The following is a 19,124-nucleotide window of genomic DNA, read 5'->3' as shown; positions in this document are numbered from 1 at the left end:
GGGAGTCCATGCGGAGCATCGGCGACCGACGACAACATCGCGAGTGTGCGTGCCAGGGCACGGCCGGCAGACGGGACTTTGAAGACACGACCTAGTCCCACCAGAACGACCAGGACGTCCGTCCCACAAGGTCCATGGCGTACTCGGGGAAAGGTGTGGGCGGGTCATCGACGATGTTGTTCGCGGTCGAGAGCAGGTGCTCCAGAGCGAGCAGATCCGCGTGTTCCGCTTCGACGGGAGGCCTCGCGACCGAAACGTGCAGCTCACTGCCGAACACCGCCACGACCTGTGCACCGAAACGGTCCTCCCAGCTCCGTAGCAGCGCACACAGCAGCGGCAGGGGTGCCTCCGCGGACCAGCCGATCGACGCCAGAGCATCGCTGCCGCGCCGGGCGGGGACGAGCACGAGGCGGCACTCGTCCAGCTCGAACCCGCCCGTCCCGACGAGCCGGGCCAACAGGCTCGCCGCCGCCTCCTCGGGCGTCGGATCCAGAGCCCCAGCCGGCACCTGCGGTGCCAGACCCGGCCACCGCTCGAAAGGCGGCCCGGGGTCGTGCGGCCACGGCTCCACACCTTCAGGCACCGGGACGGGTGTCGGATCCATCCAGGAGGGCAGCCGCCTGCGCCGGTACTCGGCGAAATCCGTGGCCAGCACCTCCTCCAGGCGGACGGCATCCACGTCGGCCAGGCCGACCGGCCTACCCAGGGCATCGGGCCGGCACAGAAGCGGAACCGGACCGCAGGCCGCTCGCTCAGTAGGCGAGGCCATAGACGCTCCATGCCATGCGGGAGCTCGTCCGAGACCCACACGTGTGCGGGGCCGGAAGACAGGAACCGGCCGGGAGGCAGACCATCGGGCAGGGCGAACGACATGACCGCACCGTAGACGGTGGTGCTGACAGTGCGGCTCTCTTCGCAGAGCCCGAGGATGCCGCCGCCGGTGATCCAGACGAAGTGCCCTGGGCGGTGCGGGCCACGTGGGCCGGCCCGGGGCTGAGTCAGAGCGTCCAGGTCGCCGGGGAGGTGCCGGTGCGGCGGAGGGTGTGGCCGCCGGTGGCGGTGATGCTCAGGGTGTAGGGACCGGGTCCCGGTCGGCCGGCGGCGATCCACTGGGTGGTGAGTGCGAGCCGGGGGGACCACAGATCGCGGGGGCCGCCGTGGACGACGGTCGCCCGGGCGCCGTGACCGGGGGTGATCCTGGCCCATGATGCGGTCGGGGGGTGGACCAGACCGTAGATGTCCAGGCCGTTGTCCGCGCCCACCAGGGTCATGGCGACAACATCGGGCTGGACCATCCAGATCTCATGCGCTGTGGCGTGGACGACTGCGGTGAGGAAGGCTGCCGTGTCGTCGGTGGCCGGGAGGTCCACGGTCCTGCTCCGACCGTCTCCGCCGAGGAGCAGTTCGGTGAACTGCGAGGCGGTGGGGGTGATGTGGCCGACGCCGGGACGGGCACGCATGAACACGGCGTCGCCGGGGAGGAAGCCACCGTCGGCGTTTCCCTCCTCGTCGACGGTCAGGACGGCGATGCCGTTGCCGGTGTTGGTCACGATGATGCCGCCGGGCCGGACCTGGTGGAGCCAGGCGGTCGGAATCCGGTTGACTCCGCAGGTGGCGAGGATCCCGTCGTACGGGGCCACCTCCGCATACCCTGCGGTGCCGTCGCCGGTGATGACCAGGGGCGCGTTGCCACTCTCGGTGAGCCGTTCGCGGGCGGTCGCGGTCAGCTCCGGCTCCACATCGATGGTGGTGACCCGGTCGGCGCCGAGACGATGACAGAGGAGGGCCGTGTTGTAGCCGGTGCCGGTGCCGATCTCCAGGACCCGGGCCCCGTCCGGGACAGCGAACGCCTCCAGCATCCGGGCCATCAGGGACGGCTGGCTGGAGGAACTGGTCGCGGTTCCGCCGCCGTCCCGCCGGGTGATCAGCGTGGTGTCGGTGTAGACGGCGTCCAGATAGCCGGGGTCCCCCGGGGCGAAGCCCCGGCGCCCGCCCGGGCCCGAGACGGTGAACTCAGGGGCGAAGACCTCCCGGGGCACGGAGGCGAACGCCTCGTACCAGGGGGAGCCCGGCGCGAGCGCGCCGCCGGAGGTGAGAGCGTCGGCCAGGCGCCGGCGTGCGGCGGCCGAGGCGCCGGGAGCGGTGGTCGTGGTCATCGTGATTCTCCTTGCAGAGCGTCGGCGAGAGCCCGGGTGACGGGGTCGCGCAAGTGGGGGACGAATCCGTACTGGCCGCCCGGGTTGACGTCGACCGCGTACCACCTCCCGTCCACATCAACGAGGAAGTCCATCGCGACGTAGCGCGGCGCGAGGGCGGCCATGAGCGACCGGACGCCCCGCCGGATGGGTTCGGGGGCCTCGCACTCGGCGTAGGTGAGCGCGTCGTAGTCCCGGCGGAAGTCGATCCGGGACGCGTCCGACCCGGCGTGGATTTCGGCGGCGAACACGGTGTGGTCCACGGCGGTCAGTCGGACCTCGTATGCCTTGTCCACCCATTGCTGGAAGAGGTGGGCGGTAACGGCGACGCTCGGGGTGATCCGGTCGGCGGTGACGGGCGCGGTCCACAGGACGTGCGCCCGGCCCTCATGCATGCTGGGCCCGGAGTTGCCGACCGGTTTGTAGGCGGCGCGGCCGCCGGGAAGCGAGGCCACGAAGTCCCGGGCCTCGTCGGGGTCGTTGGTGATCAGCGACGGTGGGACGGTGAGGCCGCTGCGAGCGGCCGTGGCGAGTGCCACCGGGGCGCAATCCGCGACGGCGTTGCGGTGGGGATGGTTGATCCACGCACAGGGCAGGGAGGCGAGGATCCCCCCGAGGCCGGCGCGGGCCTCCGCCCCGGCCCACCGGGCATCGTCTGCGGACAGGCCGGGATGCAGCCGGAACGGGCTGGGCCGGCGGTAGTAGACCGCGCTGACCTCATTGAGGTTCAGGTCCCGGTGCTGCCCACGCCAGCTGCCCTCCCAGCCATCCCGGCCAGGGCCGATGCGGACGGCAAGTCCGCTGCTCTCGGGAAAGTCCCCGGGGTCGATCCGGACCACGGGGAACCCGCGCCCGGTCAGCTCGGCCACGACAAGATCCGCGGTGGCGTCGAGCCGGTCGCGGGTCAGCACCAGGACTGTCATGTCTCAGCTCCCGTCAGCGGTTCAGTCGGTGTCGTTCTCGGATTCCTCGTCCAACTGCATGTCCTCCGTCGTCTGCGCGACCGTCAGGAACTCGCTCTTCATCGACGGGGCGTGGATGAACGGCTCACCGTCAGGGGTGACCGTGATCTGGCGCTCGGGGCAGAACGACAGGGGCCCGGTCGGCTCCGGCAGGCTCGGGCGGATCACCGGCAGGGCCAGCGTCAGCCCGAACGGCCTGACCGGGCTTGCCGCGCCAGCCCTCGACCGGGAAACAGAGTGGTCCACCGGCACAGCGAACATGGGAGGTGCGAGGGTACTCATGGCTGTCTCCTCGATGTCGGCGTGCGGGCCGCTCCGGGCAGGATCCCGAGCGGTCACCGCGGGACTTCTCGAACCATGCCGCCGCACCCCGGCCGCAGCCCAGAGGATCGGCCTATAGGACGGCCCTATACGCGCCCTCTCAAGCACATGACAGCAGGTAGCTGTAGAGCTACTGTGAGTGGCCCCTGTTTCGTCCCTTCGAGGGGGAAGATCGTGCACAACCTTCCCGTCCCGCCTGGCTTATGGGAGCAGCCAGAGATACTGGGTGCCCTCAACGCACGTGACATAGGAGCCTTCCTGCGCGGCTACCGCAAGTACACCGGAACCTCCCAGAGCACCGTCGGTGCCCGCACCGGGCTGGCCCAGTCCGACATCTCCGCGATCGAACGCGGAAACCGCCGCGTCACCAGCGCCGACGTCCTGGCCCGCATCACCATCGGCCTAGGCATTCCGCCGCACCTCCTGGCGCTCACTCCAACGGGCCAAGGCGGACACTTCGGCCTCATCGGCACCCCGCACCCCACTATGGTGAGCCCGGCAGCCGACTTGGAGGACGATGTGAGACGCCGCACCCTCATCACTGGTACCGTCACCGCCGCGCTCCTCGCACCCACTGCAACAGCCCAGGCCGGCGCACCCAACACTCCGCCCCTCACACCTCTCGGGCCGCTGGAGCAGACCCTGTTCGAGCCGGTCCCCGCATCACCGGTGCCGCCCGCCGACCTGTCCGCCGCGCTGATCCGCGCTCGCGCCGCGTTCGCCTCCGCCCACTACGCCGCCCTGGGCGCAGTCCTGCCGACCCTGCTCGCCGCCGCCGAGTCGACCCGCGACCACGCCACACCTGGCCAGGCACGGGACCGCGCCCACGCCGCCGTCGCCCGTGGCTATGTCCTCGCCACCGAGCTGTCAGTGAAACAGCACTCACCCATGGCGTGGACGACGGGCGACCGGGCGCTGACCGCCGCCCGCGCCAGCGGCGACCCGCAGGTTGTTGCCGCCGCCGCCAGGATGGTCGCCATCACCATGCGGCGCGCCGGCCGTGCCCGGGACGCAGCGACGTTCCTCGCGCGCACCGCCCACGCCCTCATCTCCAGTACCCCCGGGGATCCGCCGCCCTCCACACTCGCCGCCGCCACTGCGCTTCTTCTGACCGCCGGGTACAGCGCTGGAGTCGGCGGTGACCGCACCACCGCCATCGACCTCCTCGGCGAAGCCGACGAGACCCAGGGCCGAATCAGCCGGGCCCCCAACGACGGCGGCCTGTTCACCCACAAGGCCACACCGGCGGAACTCGCGATGTACCGGATCAGCACCTACACCTCGCTCGGCACCCCTGACGACGGAATCGACTACTTTCGCCGCGTCGACCCCGCCCGGCTCCCCAGCCCCGAACGCACCGCCCGCTACCTCACCGACTCAGCCCGCATGTGGAACAAGATCGGCGACGAACATCGAACCTTCGCCGCGCTCCGCGCCATCGAGCGCACCGCCGCAGAAGAACTCCGCAGACCGGCCCTCCGGACCCTGACGACTGACCTGCTCCACGCTCCCCGGCACATTCCTGGGCTTCGCGAGTTCGCCGCCCGACACGGTGCCGTCCTTTGAGCTGCGGCTCGCTGCTCCGCTTCGTTCGCGGACCGTCACGCGTGGGAGCGCCCACAGTTCGTTGTCCCGGCGTCGCTGGAGGAGGAAGCGGTTCCGGGACCGCGTCAGCTCCGGATGTCATCAGTTGATGAAGGGGGCCGTGCTGCTCAGGTCACGGTCGATCTGCTGCCACACCTCGTCGACACGGTCACCGTAAAGGTGGACGATCACGTCGTCGGGCATTGAGCAGACGCACCCAGGAAAGCGTCCTGATCCAGGACGCTTTCGATCTGTCTGCTCCCACGAGGGGAGTACGTTCTGAGTGTCGACGTCAGAACGGAGCACCAGGATGCCCGAATCAAGCGCGCCGCAGCAGTCCGCCACCTTCGCCCGCCGTGTCCGCCGAGCGCGTGAACGGCGCGGTCTGACCCGTGCTGCCGCCGCCGGGCGGGTCGGCAGATCGTACGAGTGGTGGAAGGCCATCGAGACCGGTCGGCTCCGCATGCCCCGACTGCCCATGCTTCTGCGGATGGCCGATGTCCTGGCCGTCAGCGATCTGGCCGACCTCACCGGAGATGCCCGTCTCGCTTCCGCCAGCTACCGGAACCCGGCGCACCCGGCGCTGCCGCAGATCAGATCAGCCCTGGCGGCGTACCGGATCACAGCCCCCGACGGCGAGCCACCGTCCGTCGCCGCGCTCACCGCTCGACTTCGGCACGCCTGGCTGGTCTGGCACGGAATCGGCCACCACCGCAGCGGCACCGCCGACCTGTTGCCCGCGCTGCTGGCGGACGCTCAGCACGCCGCCCGAGCACACGACGGTACCGACAGACGAGCGGCGCTGGCACTCCTGGCGCAGGTCTACCACCTCACACAGCTGTTCCTGAGCTTCCAGCCCGCACCCGAGTTGGTGATACTCACCGGCGATCGGGCCATGGCAGCCGCTCAGGACGCTGACGACCCGCGCGCCATCGCCGCCGCAGCCTGGTACATGGGACACATCCACCGCGACGGCGGAGAAGCGGCGGCAGCCCGCGTGGACCTCGCGCTGACGGCGGCCTCGCTGCTCCGCCCCGAGCGGCATGAGGAGGACTTGGCGCTGCACGGGCTGCTCCATCTGGCCGTGGCTCTGTCCCACGCGAAGACGGCGAGCGCCGGCCCGGCCGAGCGGCACTGGGACATCGCGGACCGCGCTGCCTCCGCGCTCGGGGAGGGGTACGCACATCCGTGGCTGGTCTTCGGGCGCGGCGTGGTCGACGGGTACGCGCTCACTCTCCGGACCGACCTGGTGCAGGCGCGGGCCGCGGTGCGAGTGGCTGCGGATCTGCGGACGGAGGCCGTGCCCTCGGCGACCCGTCGCGCCTACCAGGCGATCGAGCAGGCCCGTGCGTACAGCTTGGCCGGTGAGCCGATCGCCACGGTCCACTTTCTGACCCAGGCCCAGGGGATCAGCCCGGAGACAACGGGCTACAACCTGTTCGCGAGGTCAGCAGTCAGCGACCTCGCGGTATCGGGCCCGGCCGCCATCCGGACCCAGGCCGGCGCACTGGCGAGGGAGTGGGGAGTCGACGCCGCGTAGGTACATTCCGTACCCATGAACAGAGGGGGTGGATCTGTACCCATGGCCCCACCCCCTGCGCCCTACCGTCCGGGATGACACCGATCGTTCTCCCGGACGGAGCCAGGGATGAGCACGACACACGACACACCCACCGGTCCCTCGACCGCCGTTGCCGGAGGGCCGGGGCTCTCCCCGGTGGACGGGGCGCCGACCGTACGGGTGATCCAGTGCGCCGGGTGCGACGCGCAGTCGCCTCTTGGGCCGCCGTTGGGGGAGTTCGCCGGGTGGGTGCTGGGGCACGCCCGGCTCACCGGGCACCGGGAGTTCCAGCAGGTGACGACGGAGCTGCTGCACATGGTGGACGCCGATGCCGGTCCGGCGGGGGCCGGGGGGCCGGTGTCGTGGTCCGGCTGACGGAGCTGACGCGGTACGAGCGTGTGCTCGCGCTCTGCGGTGAGCTGCACCCGGACCGGTCCAAGAGGTTCTGCACGGAGCGGGATCCGGACCACGGAGGGGATCACGTCCACGAGTACACCGGCACCACCTGGGCGCGCTCCGACACGGAGCCCCGGAGCTGACTCCCTGAACCCCCGCCCACCGCACGGGCGGGACCCGCCCGCCCCCTCGGGTGCCGGACGCACCTGCCCCGGGCCCGGCGGCGAGGGGGCGGGTGACCAGGACCGCCGCCCGCGCGGGCCCCCAATCCACCTGAAGGGACATCCATGTCCGTACGTCTGCGTGCCGTCACCTGGAATCTGCGCTGCGGCGGCATCGACGGCCCCTCCGAGCGGCGCTTCCACCAGCAGGCCGACATCCTCGCGGACCTGGCGCCCGATGTGCTCGCGCTCCAGGAATGCACCTTCTGGGACGAGGGTGAGGAACGCCGTCTGCACTGGATGTGCCGCGCCCTGGAGATGAACCCGGTGGCGATGGTCCGGGACGGGATCGGTGACGGCCGCAACCACACCGCGCTGCTGTACCGGCCCTCCAGGCTGAGGCTCCTCGGCCGCCGCACCACCGGGGTCGGGGTCTTCCACCACGCCCTGATCCACGGCCGGCTGCGGCCGGTGCAGGCCGGGGACGACGACAGCCTCGACCTCCTGGCCCTCGCCACGCACCTCACCCACACCGACGGCGAGAGCCGACTGCGCGAGGCCCAGTGGCTCACCGACCACGCAGGCCCCTTCCCGGGCGCCCCCGACCGAGCCCTCCTCCTCGGCGACCTCAACTGCTCCGGCATCCACGACCAGGACCCCGACGACTGGGCCGCGATCCCCCGCAACCTCCACGCCCGCTACCGGCACCTCACCGACAACGGCCGGTTCGGCGGCATGGACCGGCGCGCACTCCAGGTGCTCCTCGCATCGGGGTGGTGCGATCCCCAGGCCCACCTCGGCACCTGGCGAGAGCCCACGGTCGGCTACGCGTACGACAACGAGAAGGTCCCCCTCACCCTGGACCACATCCTCCACCGGGGCTTCACCCCGAAGGTGTACGGGACCCACGACACACCCAGCGCACGCGACGCCAGCGACCACCTCCCCACCGTCCTCGACGCTGACCTCCAGACGGTCACCGAGTAGGTCTGCGGGGCTCGCCGACGGTTCGAGGCCGTCTCATTCGGGTGATCGACGCAACTGGCGGGGTGCCTGCGACCGGCTGCGGACGTGGACCGTTGGGGAAGGCCCCTCGGCCCCCTCGGGACAATCGACGGCACACCAACAGCCCTCTGCTACGCGGATCGCGCACGCTCCAAGTTCAAACGCACCTTCTCAATGAAGGGGTGTCCCTGGCTCAGGACCCGCTCGGCGTCGGTGAGAGTTGCCTCAAACAGGGGGATGGCGCGGTCCAGGTCACCCGTTGACGCGTACGCCACGGCGAGGTTGCGTCGTGAGGTGAGCGTTTTCGGGTGATCTTGGCCTAGGACCCGTTCCCGCGCGGTGAGGGTTGCCTCGTACAGGGGGATGGCGCGGTCCAGGTCGCCCGCTGACTGATACGCCAAGGCGAGGTTGTTACGTGAGCTGAGCGTGTTCGGGTGGTCTTGGCCCAGGACTCGCTCGGCGTCGGTGAGGGTTGCCTGGTGCAGGGGGATGGCGCGGTCCAGGTCGCCCGCTGACTGATACGCCAAGGCGAGGTTGTTACGTGAGGTGAGCGTGCCCGGGTGGTCCTTGCCCAGTACCCGCTTCCGTGCGGCGAGTGCGCGTTGCAAGGCTGGTACGGCCAGGGCTGGTGTGCCTTGGCCTTGCCGGTAAGTGGCGACCCGGTCGAGGACGTGGGCGGTGTCAGTGGTGTCGTGTTCACCAGTGTGATGGCTGACGAGAGCGTCGGTGTGAGGGAGGAGCGCCTGGTACCGGGGCCAGTTCGCGGGGTGTTCCGCGTCGCTGGGGTACGCCGTGGCGAGGAGTCGCGCGGCGCCGTCCCGGGCCCGGTCGAGGTCGTCGGCCTGGCGGTGGGGGTCGTCGGGGTCGGGGGTGCGGGCGAGGGCTTGGACCAGGCGGTGCACCGTGAGGGTGTCGTCGTGGTTGTCGGTGATCATGTTGTAGGCCGCGAGCCGGCCGATCGCGGCGTCGACTTCGGGGGGTGGGGCCAGGGGGCCCAAGAGGTCGCGGGGGATGCGGTCGGGGGCGTACCAGGCCAGCAGGCGCAACAGGTCCCCGGCGAGCGGGGTGGTGTCGACGCGGTCCAGGGTGAGGCGCCAGATGCGGGCACAGGTGCGTGCCGAGTCGCCGCCCTCGGCGGTGGCGGCGTACATCGTCGCGGGCCAGGAGCCGAGCCGGTCCAGGTAGGTGCCCGGGGTGGTGCCGGTCTCGGCGCAGTAGGCGGCGGCTTGCTCCACCGCCAGAGCGAGCTGTCCCAGCTCGGTGCAGACCGCGTCGGCACCGGTGCGGTCGCGTGGTCCGTGCTGGGTGAGGATGCGGGTGAACAGCTCGACCGCGTCGGCCGGGTCGAGTACGCCCAGCCGCACAATGGTGGCATGGCGGTGCCATCCGCTGGCCAGCCGCGTGGTGACGAGCATCCTGCCGCCGGGGATCCGGTCCAGCAACGGGCGGATGTGGGCGGTTGCCTCAACATTGTCGAGCACCAGCAGCCACCGGTCCGGGTGGTCGGCGAGCCACCGGATCGCGCGTTCGGTCTGCACTTCGACGGGGAGTCCGGCCAGACCGGGCTGAAGGGCCCGGGCCAGCGCCGCCACCCCGGCGTCGACCGAGGGCGCGGTGTCGGCGGTGACCCACCACCGCACCGTCTCGTGCCGCCCGGCGGCCCACCGCGCGGCGAGCGCCGACTTCCCGACCCCGCCCAGCCCGTGCACCGCCTGGACGAGAACCTCTCCCGGGCCGGTGAACGCCTCGTCCAGGGCCGCCAGCTCGGCTGTCCGGCCGACGAATCCCCCGGCGACGGTGGCCGGGATGTTCGACACCCCGTGACCTGCGGCGTCGGCCGGGATCGGGCCGTGCGCGTCGGGGGAGAGCACGAACGCCTGCTGTGCCTCGATGTGCTGGGTCACCGAGTTGCTGATGTCGCCGCCCGCGACGATCGCACCATGGGTGCCCTGGAGGGGCGCGGGCACCTCGGGCGGCTCCGGCGAAGGAGCGCGCTTTCCGATCACGAACGGTACTCCGTGTTCGAGTCCTCGATGTCACCGCCGGCCACGATCGCGCCGTCCCGGCCCACCAGCCCGTCCGGGCCAACTGCCGCCCCCGAGGTGCCGGGGGAGTGCGCCGCAGGGGGTGTGCCGATGTACCTGGTCGAGGAACGGGTCACGTTTCCCTGCGCCACGATCGCCCCCCGCTCCGCGACCACCGGTGCCGTCGACGGCGATGGCGCCGGGGGCGGAGCCGGCGCCGGGGTGGCGGAGGCCGCCACCCGCAACTGCCACAACGCCGCCCCGGCCGCGATCAACCCCGCCACCGCGCCCACGACGCCCCAGCCCTGCGCGGACCCCTCGGGGTGCGACACCGTCACCCACACCAGCAGCCCCACCCCCGCACCGGCCCCCAGCAGAGCCAGCCCCCACCAACACACGCGCTGCCACATCGCCATGTCTTCATAGTGGCCCAGTCAGCGGAGCCAAGTCGCCCGAACCATGGTTCGGCAGCCTTCCACGGGCCGGGTGATCAGACCGCCCGGGAGGTGTCGGACGCCGTCGGGACCGCCACGGGGATGGACGACGGGACAGACGGCGGAGTGCTCCTCACCGAGGACGGGGCCCGGCGGCCGGTGCAGGCCAGGGCCGACAGGAGGGTGATGCCGCCCGCGAGGGCGAAGCAGAGGCCCAGGGGGAGTTGGGCCACCAGCAGGCCCGCCGTTGCGGTGCCGATGGAGATGCCCGCGTTCACGGCGGTGTTCACCCAGGCGCCCGCCTGGGTGCGGCGGGCCGGGGACGCGGTCTCGTCCGCCAGCAGATAGGCCGTGGTCAGGGCCGGTGCCACGAAGAAGCCGGCGCAGGCCACGGCCAGGGTCAGGGTTACCAGCCCCGGGGCGAGTCCGGCGGCGGCCAGGGCGAGGGCCAGGCCGACCGTGAGCAGCGGCAGTCGCACCCGGGTGCTGATGCGCCAGTTGATGGCGCCGTTCAGCAGCCCGCCGGCCGCGCTGCCCGCCGAGAGGGCCGCGAGGATCCAGGCGACCACCGAGTCGCCGTGGTCCTGCTGGGCGGCGAAGGCGAGGACGAGCAGATCCATGGCGCCCAGCGCCAGCCCGACCCCGGCGGCCACGATGGGCGGGCCCAGCAGCAGTGCGCCCTTGCCCCGCGCGGGGGAAGGGGCGGCCGCCGTCGGGTCGGCGGTGGCGGGGCGCACGTCCCGTACGGCCGGTGACAGGACGAACGCGCAGGTCCCCACCGCCACGAGAAGCGCGCTCGCCACGATTCCGGCGGCCGGGTGCGCGATCTGCACCAGGGCGCCGACCAGCAGCGGACCGGAGACGAACAGGATCTCCTCCGCGACGCCGTCCAGGCTGAACGCCCTCTGCAACAGGGCGGGTTCGTCGGTGAGTTCCCGCCAGATGGCGCGCATCGAGGGGCCGAGCGGCGGTGTCGCGGCACCTGCGGCGGCGGCCAGAACGCCGAGGAGGAGGGCCGAGGTGCCGGGGCGCCAGGAGGCCGCCGCGAGGGCGCCGAGGAGACCCGCGTAGAGCAGCGCCATCGGCAGCAGTGCGGGGCGTGGGCCATGGCGGTCGACCAGGGCCGCCCGGAACGGGGAGAGCAGGACGCTCGTGGCGCCGAACAGCGCCATGATGGTGCCGGCCACGGCATACGAGCCGGTGGAACGGGTCACCGCCAGCATCACGGACAGGGCGACGATTCCGTACGAGAGCCGCCCCACCAAGGCGGCACCGAACGTGCGTCGGGCGTGGGGCAGGCGCAGGACGGCGGCATACGAAGGCCGCCCGACAACGGGCTGAGACATGAAAAAGTTCCTCGATCGAGGCGGAAAAAAGGGACGCCGAAGTGCCGCGAGCGCGATGCGCGGTCGCGGGGTCGGGCGTGCCTATGCCAAGAGAAGGAACATGAGCGCGAATCTAGCAGGGGTGGGAGGGGGGCACCAGCCCCTTTTCGCGCGACTGCCCAGGTCACCGGCGGCGGGTGGCGGGTGACCCAGGCGGCCTGGGTGGCCTGTCAAGCGGTACGGCGACCCGGTACGGCTGGACAAGCGGTACAGCCGTCAAGCGATACGACCGGACAAGCGATACGACCGGACAAGCGGTACGGCGACCCCGGGCGGCCGTGGGGCCCGGGGTCGCCGTGTCCGTACGCCCGCAGGCGCGGTCTCAGTGCGCCTGGGCCGGAAGCGCCGACTTGCTGCCGCCCCCGGAGGACGGGTCGGACGTGTCACCGCTCCGCCCCGCCGTGGCGACCAGCAGGACGACCAGGATCGTCTCCACCACCGCCAGGATGGGCAGCCCCACCGCCCCCGAGCCGCTCAGCAGCACCCCGCCGGCGACTCCGCCGAGGGAGGTGCCCAGGTACATCACGCTCGCGTTGAGCGCCATCACCTCATTGCTGGAGTTGCCCGAGCGGCTCAGCAGCCAGACATTGAGCGGCGGGTTCAGCATGCCGATGCCGAAGGCCATGACCATCACCACGAGGATCAGGGTCCAGAACGGGGCGTCGCCCCAGACGACCGCCGAGGAGAGCCCCACCATCGCGACGACCAGCGTGGTGGCGCCGATGGTGACGGTACGCAGCGCGCCGAGCCTGTCGCTGGCGGTCCCGCCGATCTGGGTGGCGACCACACCCGCCAGACCCGCCGCGATGAACAGCGCCGCGATGCCGTTGGTGTCGACGCCGCTCGCCTTCTCGCTGATGGGGGCGATGTACGTCATCATCATCATGCTTCCGGCGGAGAGCAGCATCATCGCGCTCAGACCGCGCAGGATAGGCCCCTGGGTGACCGGGGCGAGCCGCTCGCGCAGCCCCATCGGCGGCGGCGGGTCGAGGCGGGGCAGCAGGGTCAGCATGCTGACGAGGACGACGACGCCGAGGACCACACACATCCAGAACGCGGCCTGCCAGCCCCAGGTGCCGCCCAGCCAGGTGCCCATGGGCACGCCGAGCAGCTGGGCGAGCATGATGCCGCCGCTCAGCATTCCGAGCGCCTTGCCACGCTGGCCCGGTGGCGGCAGGGTGCCCGCCGCGCCGAAGCACATGGGCGTGACCGCGGCGGCGGCGACGGCGCTGAGCACCCGGGAGGCCATCAGCACCTCGTACGAGGGCGCGGTCGCGGCGATGACGTTCCCCGCGATGAACAGCAGGAGGGAGTACGCGGCGAGGGTGCGCCGGGCGACGCGGGTGGTGACGACCGCGGCGAGGGGCGCGGCGACCGCGTAGACGATCGAGTAGACCGTCACCAGCTGCCCGGCGGCGGCCTCGCTGGTGTCGAGGCCGTCGGCCAGCTCCCGGAGGATGCCCGCGACCACGAAGTCCGCGGTGCCGAAGGTGAAGAGCGCCAGCACCAGCGGTGCGAGCCAGGGTCCCATGGCGTTCGACCTCATGTCAGATAGGGGGAGTCGAGCGGCCCGTCCACCGGCCGTCGGACATCAGAGTAGCCAACGAGTGATGCTTAGACAACATGTGTTGGATAGTTGGGTGTACGGGAGGACGCCCCGGCGCGGTCGGGTGTACGAGGCGCCGGTCCCGGTCCCGGTCCCGGTATGAACCGAAGCCGAGGAGCCCGGCACGGCGTCCCAGCACAACCCGGAGCCAAGGCGCCCGGTACGGCCCAGGGTCGAGGCGCCCGGCATGCCATGGAGGGCGCGCACGCGCAGCGTCGCACGCGCTGACCCCCGTACCGGAGACCCGGACGACCAGCACGAACGGGCCCCGCCACCGCACGAACGGGCACCCCCTTTCGTGCGCTCCGGCGGGGCTCGGGCCCGCCGGGTGAACGACCGTACGATCCGGCGGACCGGTGTTCCCGCCGGACGCCCGCGCCGCGCCGTGCCGCGCCCCGCGTACCGCCCACCCCGCCGTCGCGCGGTGCCCCCCCGTGTACGGCCGCCGACCCCTGGAGGTAAGCCACCCCATGTGCGGTATCACCGGATGGGTGTCCTTCGCCCATGACCTGACCCACCACCGGGACACGGTCGACGCCATGAACACGACCCTCAGCTGTCGGGGCCCCGACGCCAACGGAGTCTGGACCTCACCCCACGCGGCCCTCGCCCACAGCCGGCTCGCCATCATCGACCTGGACGGCGGACGCCAGCCCATGGCGGTACGGGCCCCCGGCGGCGGCCCCCGCGACGAACTGGTCATCACCTACAGCGGCGAGGTCTACAACTACCGCGAGCTGCGCGAACTCCTCGTCGGCCGGGGCCATGCCTTCACCACCCGCAGCGACACCGAGGTCGTCCTGCGGGCCTACGCCGAATGGGGCGACGCCTGCGTCGAGAAGCTCAACGGCATGTTCGCCTTCGCCCTCTGGGACTCCCGCGCCGAGCGGCTGCTCCTCGTCCGCGACCGGGCCGGCGTCAAACCCCTCTTCTACGTCCCCACCCCGGACGGCATCCTCTTCGGCTCCGAACCCAAGTCCCTGCTCGCCCACCCGGAGGCGGACCGCACCGTGGACGCCGCCGGGCTCCGCGAGATGTTCCAGTTCACCCGTACCCCCGGCGAGGCCGTCTGGCGCGGGATGCGCGAAATGCTCCCCGGCACCTACCTCGTCCACGACCGCTCCGGGCAGCGCACCCACACCTACTGGCGGCTGGAGGCCCAGGAGCACACCGACGACCGGGACACCACCGTCGCCCGGGTACGGGAGCTGCTGGAGGACATCGCCACCCGCCAGATGGTCGCCGACGTACCCCGCTGCCTCCTCCTCTCCGGCGGACTGGACTCCAGCGCACTGGCCGGACTCACCGCCCGGGGCCTGCGGCGCGAACAGTCCACCGGTGCCGGCCGGGAGCGCTCCACCGACCCCCGGCGGGACGGATCCGGCGAGCGCGTCCGCACCTTCTCCGTCGACTTCGCCGACAGCTCCACCACCTTCCGTACGACGGAACTGCGCGAGACCCAGGACGCGCCCTTCATCCGCGAGGTCGTCGCCCATGTCGGCACCGACCACCACGACATCGTCCTCGACTCCCGGGCCCTGGCCGACCCCGCCGTGCGGCGCGCCACCGTACGCGCCCGCGATCTGCCCGGACCCCACGGCGACATGGACCTCTCCCTCCACCTCCTCTTCCGCGCCGTACGCGAGCACTCCACCGTCGCCCTCTCCGGCGAGGCGGCCGACGAACTCTTCGGCGGCTACCTCTGGTTCCACCACCCCGCCGCCCGCGCCGCCGAGACCTTCCCCTGGACCGCGCTCTTCGGCGAGGCCGAACAGCGGGCGCTGAAGCTGCTGCGTCCCGAGGTCAGGGAACGGCTGCGGCTCGCCGAGTACCAGGCGGACCGGTACGCCGACGCCGTCGCCGAGGTGCCCCGGCTCCCCGGCGAGGACGGCCTGGAGGCCCGGATGCGCCGCATCGGCTATCTCAACCTCACCCGGTGGATGCCGTCCCTGCTGGAGCGGAAGGACCGCATGAGCATGGCCACCGGCCTGGAGGTGCGGGTGCCCTTCTGCGACCACCGGCTGACCGAGTATGTCTTCAACACGCCCTGGAGCCTGAAGACCTTCGACGGCCGGGAGAAGAGCCTGCTGCGCGCCGCCGTCCGTGATCTGCTCCCCGCGTCGGTCGCCGACCGCAAGAAGGCCCCCTACCCCTCCACCCAGGACCCCTTCTACCAGCAGGCCCTCCAGCAGGAGGCCAAGCAGGTCGCCGCCGAGCGGAACGACACGCTCTTCGCCATGGTGGACGACGGCTGGCTGAACCGCGCCGTCGCCATGGACCCGGCGGCGATGGACATCTCGACCCGGCACGGTCTGGAGCGCGTCCTGGAACTGTCCGCGTGGATCGACCTGTACGCGCCGACGGTCACCCTCGACTGACCACTGACCACTGACCACTGACCACTGACCACTGACCACTGACCTACCCCGACCCTGCTGCTCCTGCTGCTCCTGCTGCTCCTGCTGCTCCTGCTGCCCCGACGGGCCGGAACCGTCGGGGCCTCCACCAACAGTGGCGCCGCAACATGAAGAAGGCCGGGAGGGCGCGCGTCAAGGCGCCTCTGTCCCGGCCGTCACGAGGGTGTACGGAGGTGCGGCAACCGGTCGAGGGCAGCCGACCGGTGCCGATAATCCCTGGTCAGAGCAGGCAGCGCAGCGCCGCCGCCCTGAGTCGGGTCCGGGCCCTGGCCCGGACCCGGGTTCGTGAAGGGGACCGCGAGGCCCGCCAACCGGTTCGGAAACGGGTCGTGAGCCGGGAGCGGAGCCGCCGCAGGCCCATCGCTCAGACCGCGGTGCCGGAGGCCGCCCGCTGGAAGGCCGCGACCGCCTTGCCGACAAAGGCCGAACGGTTCTCCTGGACCCAGCGCGCCGACCCCTCCACACTCCGCAGCCGCCCGTCGAACCGGGGGGCGACATAGCGGGCCAGGAGTTCGAAGCTGCGCCGCGTCTGCTCCCGCGGGGCCCAGTCGTTCACCGCGACCAGCAGCCGTCCGAAGCCGCCGGTCCGCTCGGCCAGCCGCTCCACGGCCGCCACACAGTCCTCCACGGACCCCACGATCGCCGCGCCCGACTCCGCCATCGCCGCGATCTCCTCACCGGAGGGCACCCCGGGGAACTCGACCGGCAGCCCGAGGGTGTCGCGGAAGTACCCGTACGCGAACCGCTGGAAGCCCTCGCGGACATCCGCGTACGCCTGCTTGGTGGTCTCGGCGACATGGACCGGCAGGACGATCCGCCAGTCCCGGCGGTCCATGGCCCGCCCCGCGTCCCGCGCCGCCTTCTCGGCATGCGCCCACTGGGCCGCCAGATCGATGAGGGGAGCCCCCGGGACGGGCGCGCCGAAGGAGAGCGGGCTCAGCCCGTACGCCCCCGCGAAGCGCATGCTCACCGGCGACGAGGCGCTGGAGATCGCCACCTCGAACCCGGGCGAGTACGGCGTCAGATGCAGCCGCGCGTCCCGCAGGGTGAACCAGTCGGTGGAGCGGGTCACCACCTCGCCGCGGAGCAGCGGCATGATCACATCCAGCGCCTCCCCGGTCATGCGCCGGGTGTCGGACGGCTCGACGCCGATCATGTGCGCGTCCGCCGGGGAGGAGCCGGAGCCCACACCGAAGAGGACCCGGCCCCGGGTCATATGGTCCAGCTGCACCAGCCGCGAGGCCGCGTGGAAGGGGTGGTGGTACGGGAGGCTGACCACCCCGGTGCCCAGCCGGATGCGCCGGGTGCGCTCGGCGGCGGCGGCGAGGAAGACCTCCGGCGAGGCGATCGTGCCCCAGCCGCCGGAGTGGTGCTCCCCGACCCACACCTCGTCCAGGCCCAGGTCGTCGAGCCAGGAGATCAGGTCCAGATCACGCCACATCTGGAGGTCGGGTGCCTCGCCCGGCGGGTGCAGGGGGGAGATGAAGGCCCCGAAGCCGATGCTCGTGGTGGCGGTGGTCATGCGTGTCTCCTCAGGAGTCAGGAGTGACGGACGGTCCGGAGCGTGAGAGGGGGGAGGGGAGAGCGGCGCGGGGCGCGGGGAGAGCGGCGCGGGGCGCGGGGCATGAGGACATGGGGACATGGGGACATGAAGGCTGTCGACCGGGTGGGCCGGGGGAGCTGAGAAGTGGACGGCCCGGCCGGCTCCTGCTCCGGACCGTCCACTCCACGGCCGTCCGTGGGGGGTGCCGGCCGTCGCGCACGGTGGCCGGGTCGGGAAGTCGGCCTGGCTTCGGTCCGACGCCCACACCTTCCGCCCGGGGCGCGGGCCCCGGCAATCCCCAGAGCGGGCCCCCGAGCGGCCAGCCGGAACGGCCCCGTCCGCAATACCCGATCGGGCACCCCTGACGGGTCTTGGCCGCCGGCCCGCCCCCCGGCAACCTGGGAGAGCACCCGGTCGAACCAACTAAACAACAGATGTTGCCTAACCAACGCCAGTCGTCTATCGTTCTGGTCATGCGAATCGAGATCTGGGCAGATGTCGTATGTGCGTGGGCCTTCATCGGCAAGCGCCGCCTGGAGCGGGCCCTCGCGGACCGCCCGGACGCCGAGGTGGTCTGGCGCCCGTTCCGTATCGATCCGACCGCCCCCGCCGAGGCGATCCCGCTGGACGAGGCCCTGCGCGACCCCCTCATGGACGAGGCCCTGCGCGCCTGCGCCCCCGGACTCACCCCGGCCCAGAACCGGGTACGGATCTCCGAGGTCGCGGCGGCGGAGGGGCTCGGCCGCCGCTGGGGCGCGGGCTGGCGGGTGAGCAGCCATGACGCCCACCGCCTCATCGCCCTCGCCCATGAGCGCGCGGGCGCCGCCGTCCAGGGCGCGGTCGCCGAGGCCGTGCTGCGGGCGTACTTCATCGAGGGCCGGAACATCGGCGACCCGGCCGTGCTGCGGGACGCCGCCCTCGCCGGAGGGTTCCCCGAGGGCCCCGCACTGCTCGCGGGCGGCGCGGGCGAAGGGCTCGTCCGCGAGCTGCTGCTCCAGGGCAAGGCGCGCAAGGTCCGTACCTCCCCCTCGCTCGTGGTCGGGGACCGGGCGCTGGCGGGCGCCCAGTCCCCGGAGGCGATCGGGGAGTTCCTGGACGGCGGCGCGCCCCGGGCCGCGCTCCCGGCGGAGGTCGCCCGGATGCGCTGGGCCGAATCCCTCATGGAACAGCGGGACCCACTGGGGGCGTTGACCCTGCTGGCCCCGCTCCAGGAGGAGTTCGCCGGTGATCGGGGGGTACGGATGCTCGCGGCGCGTGCGTACTTCGCCTCCGCGCAGCTCAACCGTGCGCGGGCGGCGCTCGGGCCGCTGGTGGAGGAGCGGCCGGACGACACCTACGCCCGGCTGCTGTACGGCAGGACCCTGGACCGGCTCGGCCTCACCGCCGAGGCGGGACCGCATTTGCGCCTCGCCGCCCTCGGTGACTGAGACGCGGATGTCCGGCTTCCGGTATTCAGGATCCGTCACCCGGACGGTCCGGGAGGCCAGGGAGCCGGAGACGAGGACAGGCAGAATGATCAAACAGGACCGG

The 19,124-nt window shown here is 72.1% G+C and carries 16 protein-coding genes; 7 read left to right on the top strand and 9 right to left on the bottom strand.

The features are described from left to right. Positions 1-91: 91 nt before the first annotated feature. From ABT354_RS24595 to tgmA, 4 genes are all read right to left on the bottom strand, one after another. Positions 92-769 carry a DUF4253 domain-containing protein gene (locus ABT354_RS24595; RefSeq protein WP_351497391.1) on the bottom strand — a complete coding sequence of 226 codons (678 nt, stop codon included), beginning with the start codon at positions 767-769 and terminating at the stop codon, positions 92-94. Between the two features lie 229 nt (positions 770-998). Beyond that, complete coding sequence (locus tag ABT354_RS24590; RefSeq protein WP_351497389.1) at positions 999-2,156, bottom strand: methyltransferase domain-containing protein; 1,158 nt, start codon at positions 2,154-2,156, stop codon at positions 999-1,001. Further along, positions 2,153-3,118: an ATP-grasp ribosomal peptide maturase gene (gene tgmB, locus ABT354_RS24585; RefSeq protein WP_351497387.1), complete on the bottom strand. Its 966-nt coding sequence runs from the start codon at positions 3,116-3,118 to the stop codon at positions 2,153-2,155. The genes ABT354_RS24590 and tgmB overlap by 4 nt, the downstream gene beginning before the upstream one ends. Positions 3,119-3,139: 21 nt before the next feature. Continuing rightward, positions 3,140-3,418 carry a putative ATP-grasp-modified RiPP gene (gene tgmA / locus ABT354_RS24580; RefSeq protein WP_351497385.1) on the bottom strand — a complete coding sequence of 93 codons (279 nt, stop codon included), beginning with the start codon at positions 3,416-3,418 and terminating at the stop codon, positions 3,140-3,142. Between the two features lie 234 nt (positions 3,419-3,652). Here tgmA and ABT354_RS24575 point away from each other — a divergent pair, with 234 nt between their 5' ends. The 5 genes from ABT354_RS24575 (at position 3,653) to ABT354_RS24555 (ending at position 8,167) form a co-directional block, all read left to right on the top strand. Then, positions 3,653-5,044, top strand: coding sequence for a helix-turn-helix domain-containing protein (locus tag ABT354_RS24575; RefSeq protein ID WP_351497384.1), 1,392 nt, complete (start codon positions 3,653-3,655; stop codon positions 5,042-5,044). Positions 5,045-5,372: 328 nt separating this feature from the next. Next, on the top strand, positions 5,373-6,602 hold the full coding sequence (locus ABT354_RS24570) for a helix-turn-helix domain-containing protein (protein WP_351497382.1): 1,230 nt from the start codon (positions 5,373-5,375) through the stop codon (positions 6,600-6,602). A gap of 108 nt (positions 6,603-6,710) precedes the next feature. Beyond that, complete coding sequence (locus ABT354_RS24565) at positions 6,711-6,998, top strand: DUF7848 domain-containing protein (protein ID WP_351497379.1); 288 nt, start codon at positions 6,711-6,713, stop codon at positions 6,996-6,998. Beyond that, positions 6,986-7,162, top strand: a complete 177-nt coding sequence (locus ABT354_RS24560; RefSeq protein ID WP_351497377.1) for a hypothetical protein — start codon at positions 6,986-6,988, stop codon at positions 7,160-7,162. The genes ABT354_RS24565 and ABT354_RS24560 overlap by 13 nt, the downstream gene beginning before the upstream one ends. Before the next feature lie 144 nt (positions 7,163-7,306). After that, complete coding sequence (locus ABT354_RS24555) at positions 7,307-8,167, top strand: endonuclease/exonuclease/phosphatase family protein (protein WP_351497375.1); 861 nt, start codon at positions 7,307-7,309, stop codon at positions 8,165-8,167. 149 nt (positions 8,168-8,316) lie between these two features. On the opposite strand, the gene ABT354_RS24550 is transcribed toward ABT354_RS24555, so the two are convergent. The 4 genes from ABT354_RS24550 to ABT354_RS24535 form a co-directional block, all read right to left on the bottom strand. Beyond that, positions 8,317-10,191 (bottom strand): tetratricopeptide repeat protein, encoded by a 1,875-nt coding sequence (locus ABT354_RS24550; RefSeq protein WP_351497373.1) that lies wholly within the window; start codon positions 10,189-10,191, stop codon positions 8,317-8,319. Further along, complete coding sequence (locus ABT354_RS24545; RefSeq protein ID WP_351497371.1) at positions 10,188-10,625, bottom strand: hypothetical protein; 438 nt, start codon at positions 10,623-10,625, stop codon at positions 10,188-10,190. The genes ABT354_RS24550 and ABT354_RS24545 overlap by 4 nt, the downstream gene beginning before the upstream one ends. Before the next feature lie 74 nt (positions 10,626-10,699). Beyond that, the gene (locus ABT354_RS24540; RefSeq protein ID WP_351497369.1) at positions 10,700-11,989 is read right to left on the bottom strand and encodes an MFS transporter; all 1,290 of its coding nucleotides are present in this window, start codon (positions 11,987-11,989) and stop codon (positions 10,700-10,702) included. Positions 11,990-12,350: 361 nt separating this feature from the next. After that, entirely contained in the window at positions 12,351-13,574 is a 1,224-nt protein-coding gene (locus tag ABT354_RS24535; protein ID WP_351497367.1) for an MFS transporter, read from the bottom strand. 530 nt (positions 13,575-14,104) lie between these two features. On the opposite strand from ABT354_RS24535, the gene asnB reads away from it, so the two are divergent. Continuing rightward, entirely contained in the window at positions 14,105-16,012 is a 1,908-nt protein-coding gene (asnB, locus tag ABT354_RS24530) for an asparagine synthase (glutamine-hydrolyzing) (protein WP_351497365.1), read from the top strand. Between the two features lie 403 nt (positions 16,013-16,415). On the opposite strand, the gene ABT354_RS24525 is transcribed toward asnB, so the two are convergent. Further along, positions 16,416-17,573: an LLM class flavin-dependent oxidoreductase gene (locus tag ABT354_RS24525; protein ID WP_351497363.1), complete on the bottom strand. Its 1,158-nt coding sequence runs from the start codon at positions 17,571-17,573 to the stop codon at positions 16,416-16,418. 494 nt (positions 17,574-18,067) lie between these two features. Between ABT354_RS24525 and ABT354_RS24520 the strand changes: the two genes are divergently transcribed. Continuing rightward, positions 18,068-19,021 (top strand): DsbA family protein, encoded by a 954-nt coding sequence (locus ABT354_RS24520; RefSeq protein ID WP_351497361.1) that lies wholly within the window; start codon positions 18,068-18,070, stop codon positions 19,019-19,021. Positions 19,022-19,124 lie beyond the last annotated feature (103 nt).

Origin of the sequence: Streptomyces sp. NPDC000594 (assembly GCF_040299965.1) — a bacterium.
In the GTDB taxonomy this organism is placed as follows: domain Bacteria; phylum Actinomycetota; class Actinomycetes; order Streptomycetales; family Streptomycetaceae; genus Streptomyces.
Note: the sequence above shows the minus strand (reverse complement) of the source record. Positions and strands in the feature narration are given on the sequence as shown.

Coding starts and splice junctions, on each gene's coding strand:
- ABT354_RS24595 (WP_351497391.1), bottom strand. CDS start 769: ATGGCCTCGCCTACTGAGCGAGCGGCCTGCGGTCCGGTTCCGCTTCTG.
- ABT354_RS24590 (WP_351497389.1), bottom strand. CDS start 2,156: ATGACCACGACCACCGCTCCCGGCGCCTCGGCCGCCGCACGCCGGCGC.
- tgmB (WP_351497387.1), bottom strand. CDS start 3,118: ATGACAGTCCTGGTGCTGACCCGCGACCGGCTCGACGCCACCGCGGAT.
- tgmA (WP_351497385.1), bottom strand. CDS start 3,418: ATGTTCGCTGTGCCGGTGGACCACTCTGTTTCCCGGTCGAGGGCTGGC.
- ABT354_RS24570 (WP_351497382.1), top strand. CDS start 5,373: ATGCCCGAATCAAGCGCGCCGCAGCAGTCCGCCACCTTCGCCCGCCGT.
- ABT354_RS24565 (WP_351497379.1), top strand. CDS start 6,711: ATGAGCACGACACACGACACACCCACCGGTCCCTCGACCGCCGTTGCC.
- ABT354_RS24555 (WP_351497375.1), top strand. CDS start 7,307: ATGTCCGTACGTCTGCGTGCCGTCACCTGGAATCTGCGCTGCGGCGGC.
- ABT354_RS24545 (WP_351497371.1), bottom strand. CDS start 10,625: ATGGCGATGTGGCAGCGCGTGTGTTGGTGGGGGCTGGCTCTGCTGGGG.
- ABT354_RS24540 (WP_351497369.1), bottom strand. CDS start 11,989: ATGTCTCAGCCCGTTGTCGGGCGGCCTTCGTATGCCGCCGTCCTGCGC.
- ABT354_RS24535 (WP_351497367.1), bottom strand. CDS start 13,574: ATGAGGTCGAACGCCATGGGACCCTGGCTCGCACCGCTGGTGCTGGCG.
- asnB (WP_351497365.1), top strand. CDS start 14,105: ATGTGCGGTATCACCGGATGGGTGTCCTTCGCCCATGACCTGACCCAC.
- ABT354_RS24525 (WP_351497363.1), bottom strand. CDS start 17,573: ATGACCACCGCCACCACGAGCATCGGCTTCGGGGCCTTCATCTCCCCC.
- ABT354_RS24520 (WP_351497361.1), top strand. CDS start 18,068: ATGCGAATCGAGATCTGGGCAGATGTCGTATGTGCGTGGGCCTTCATC.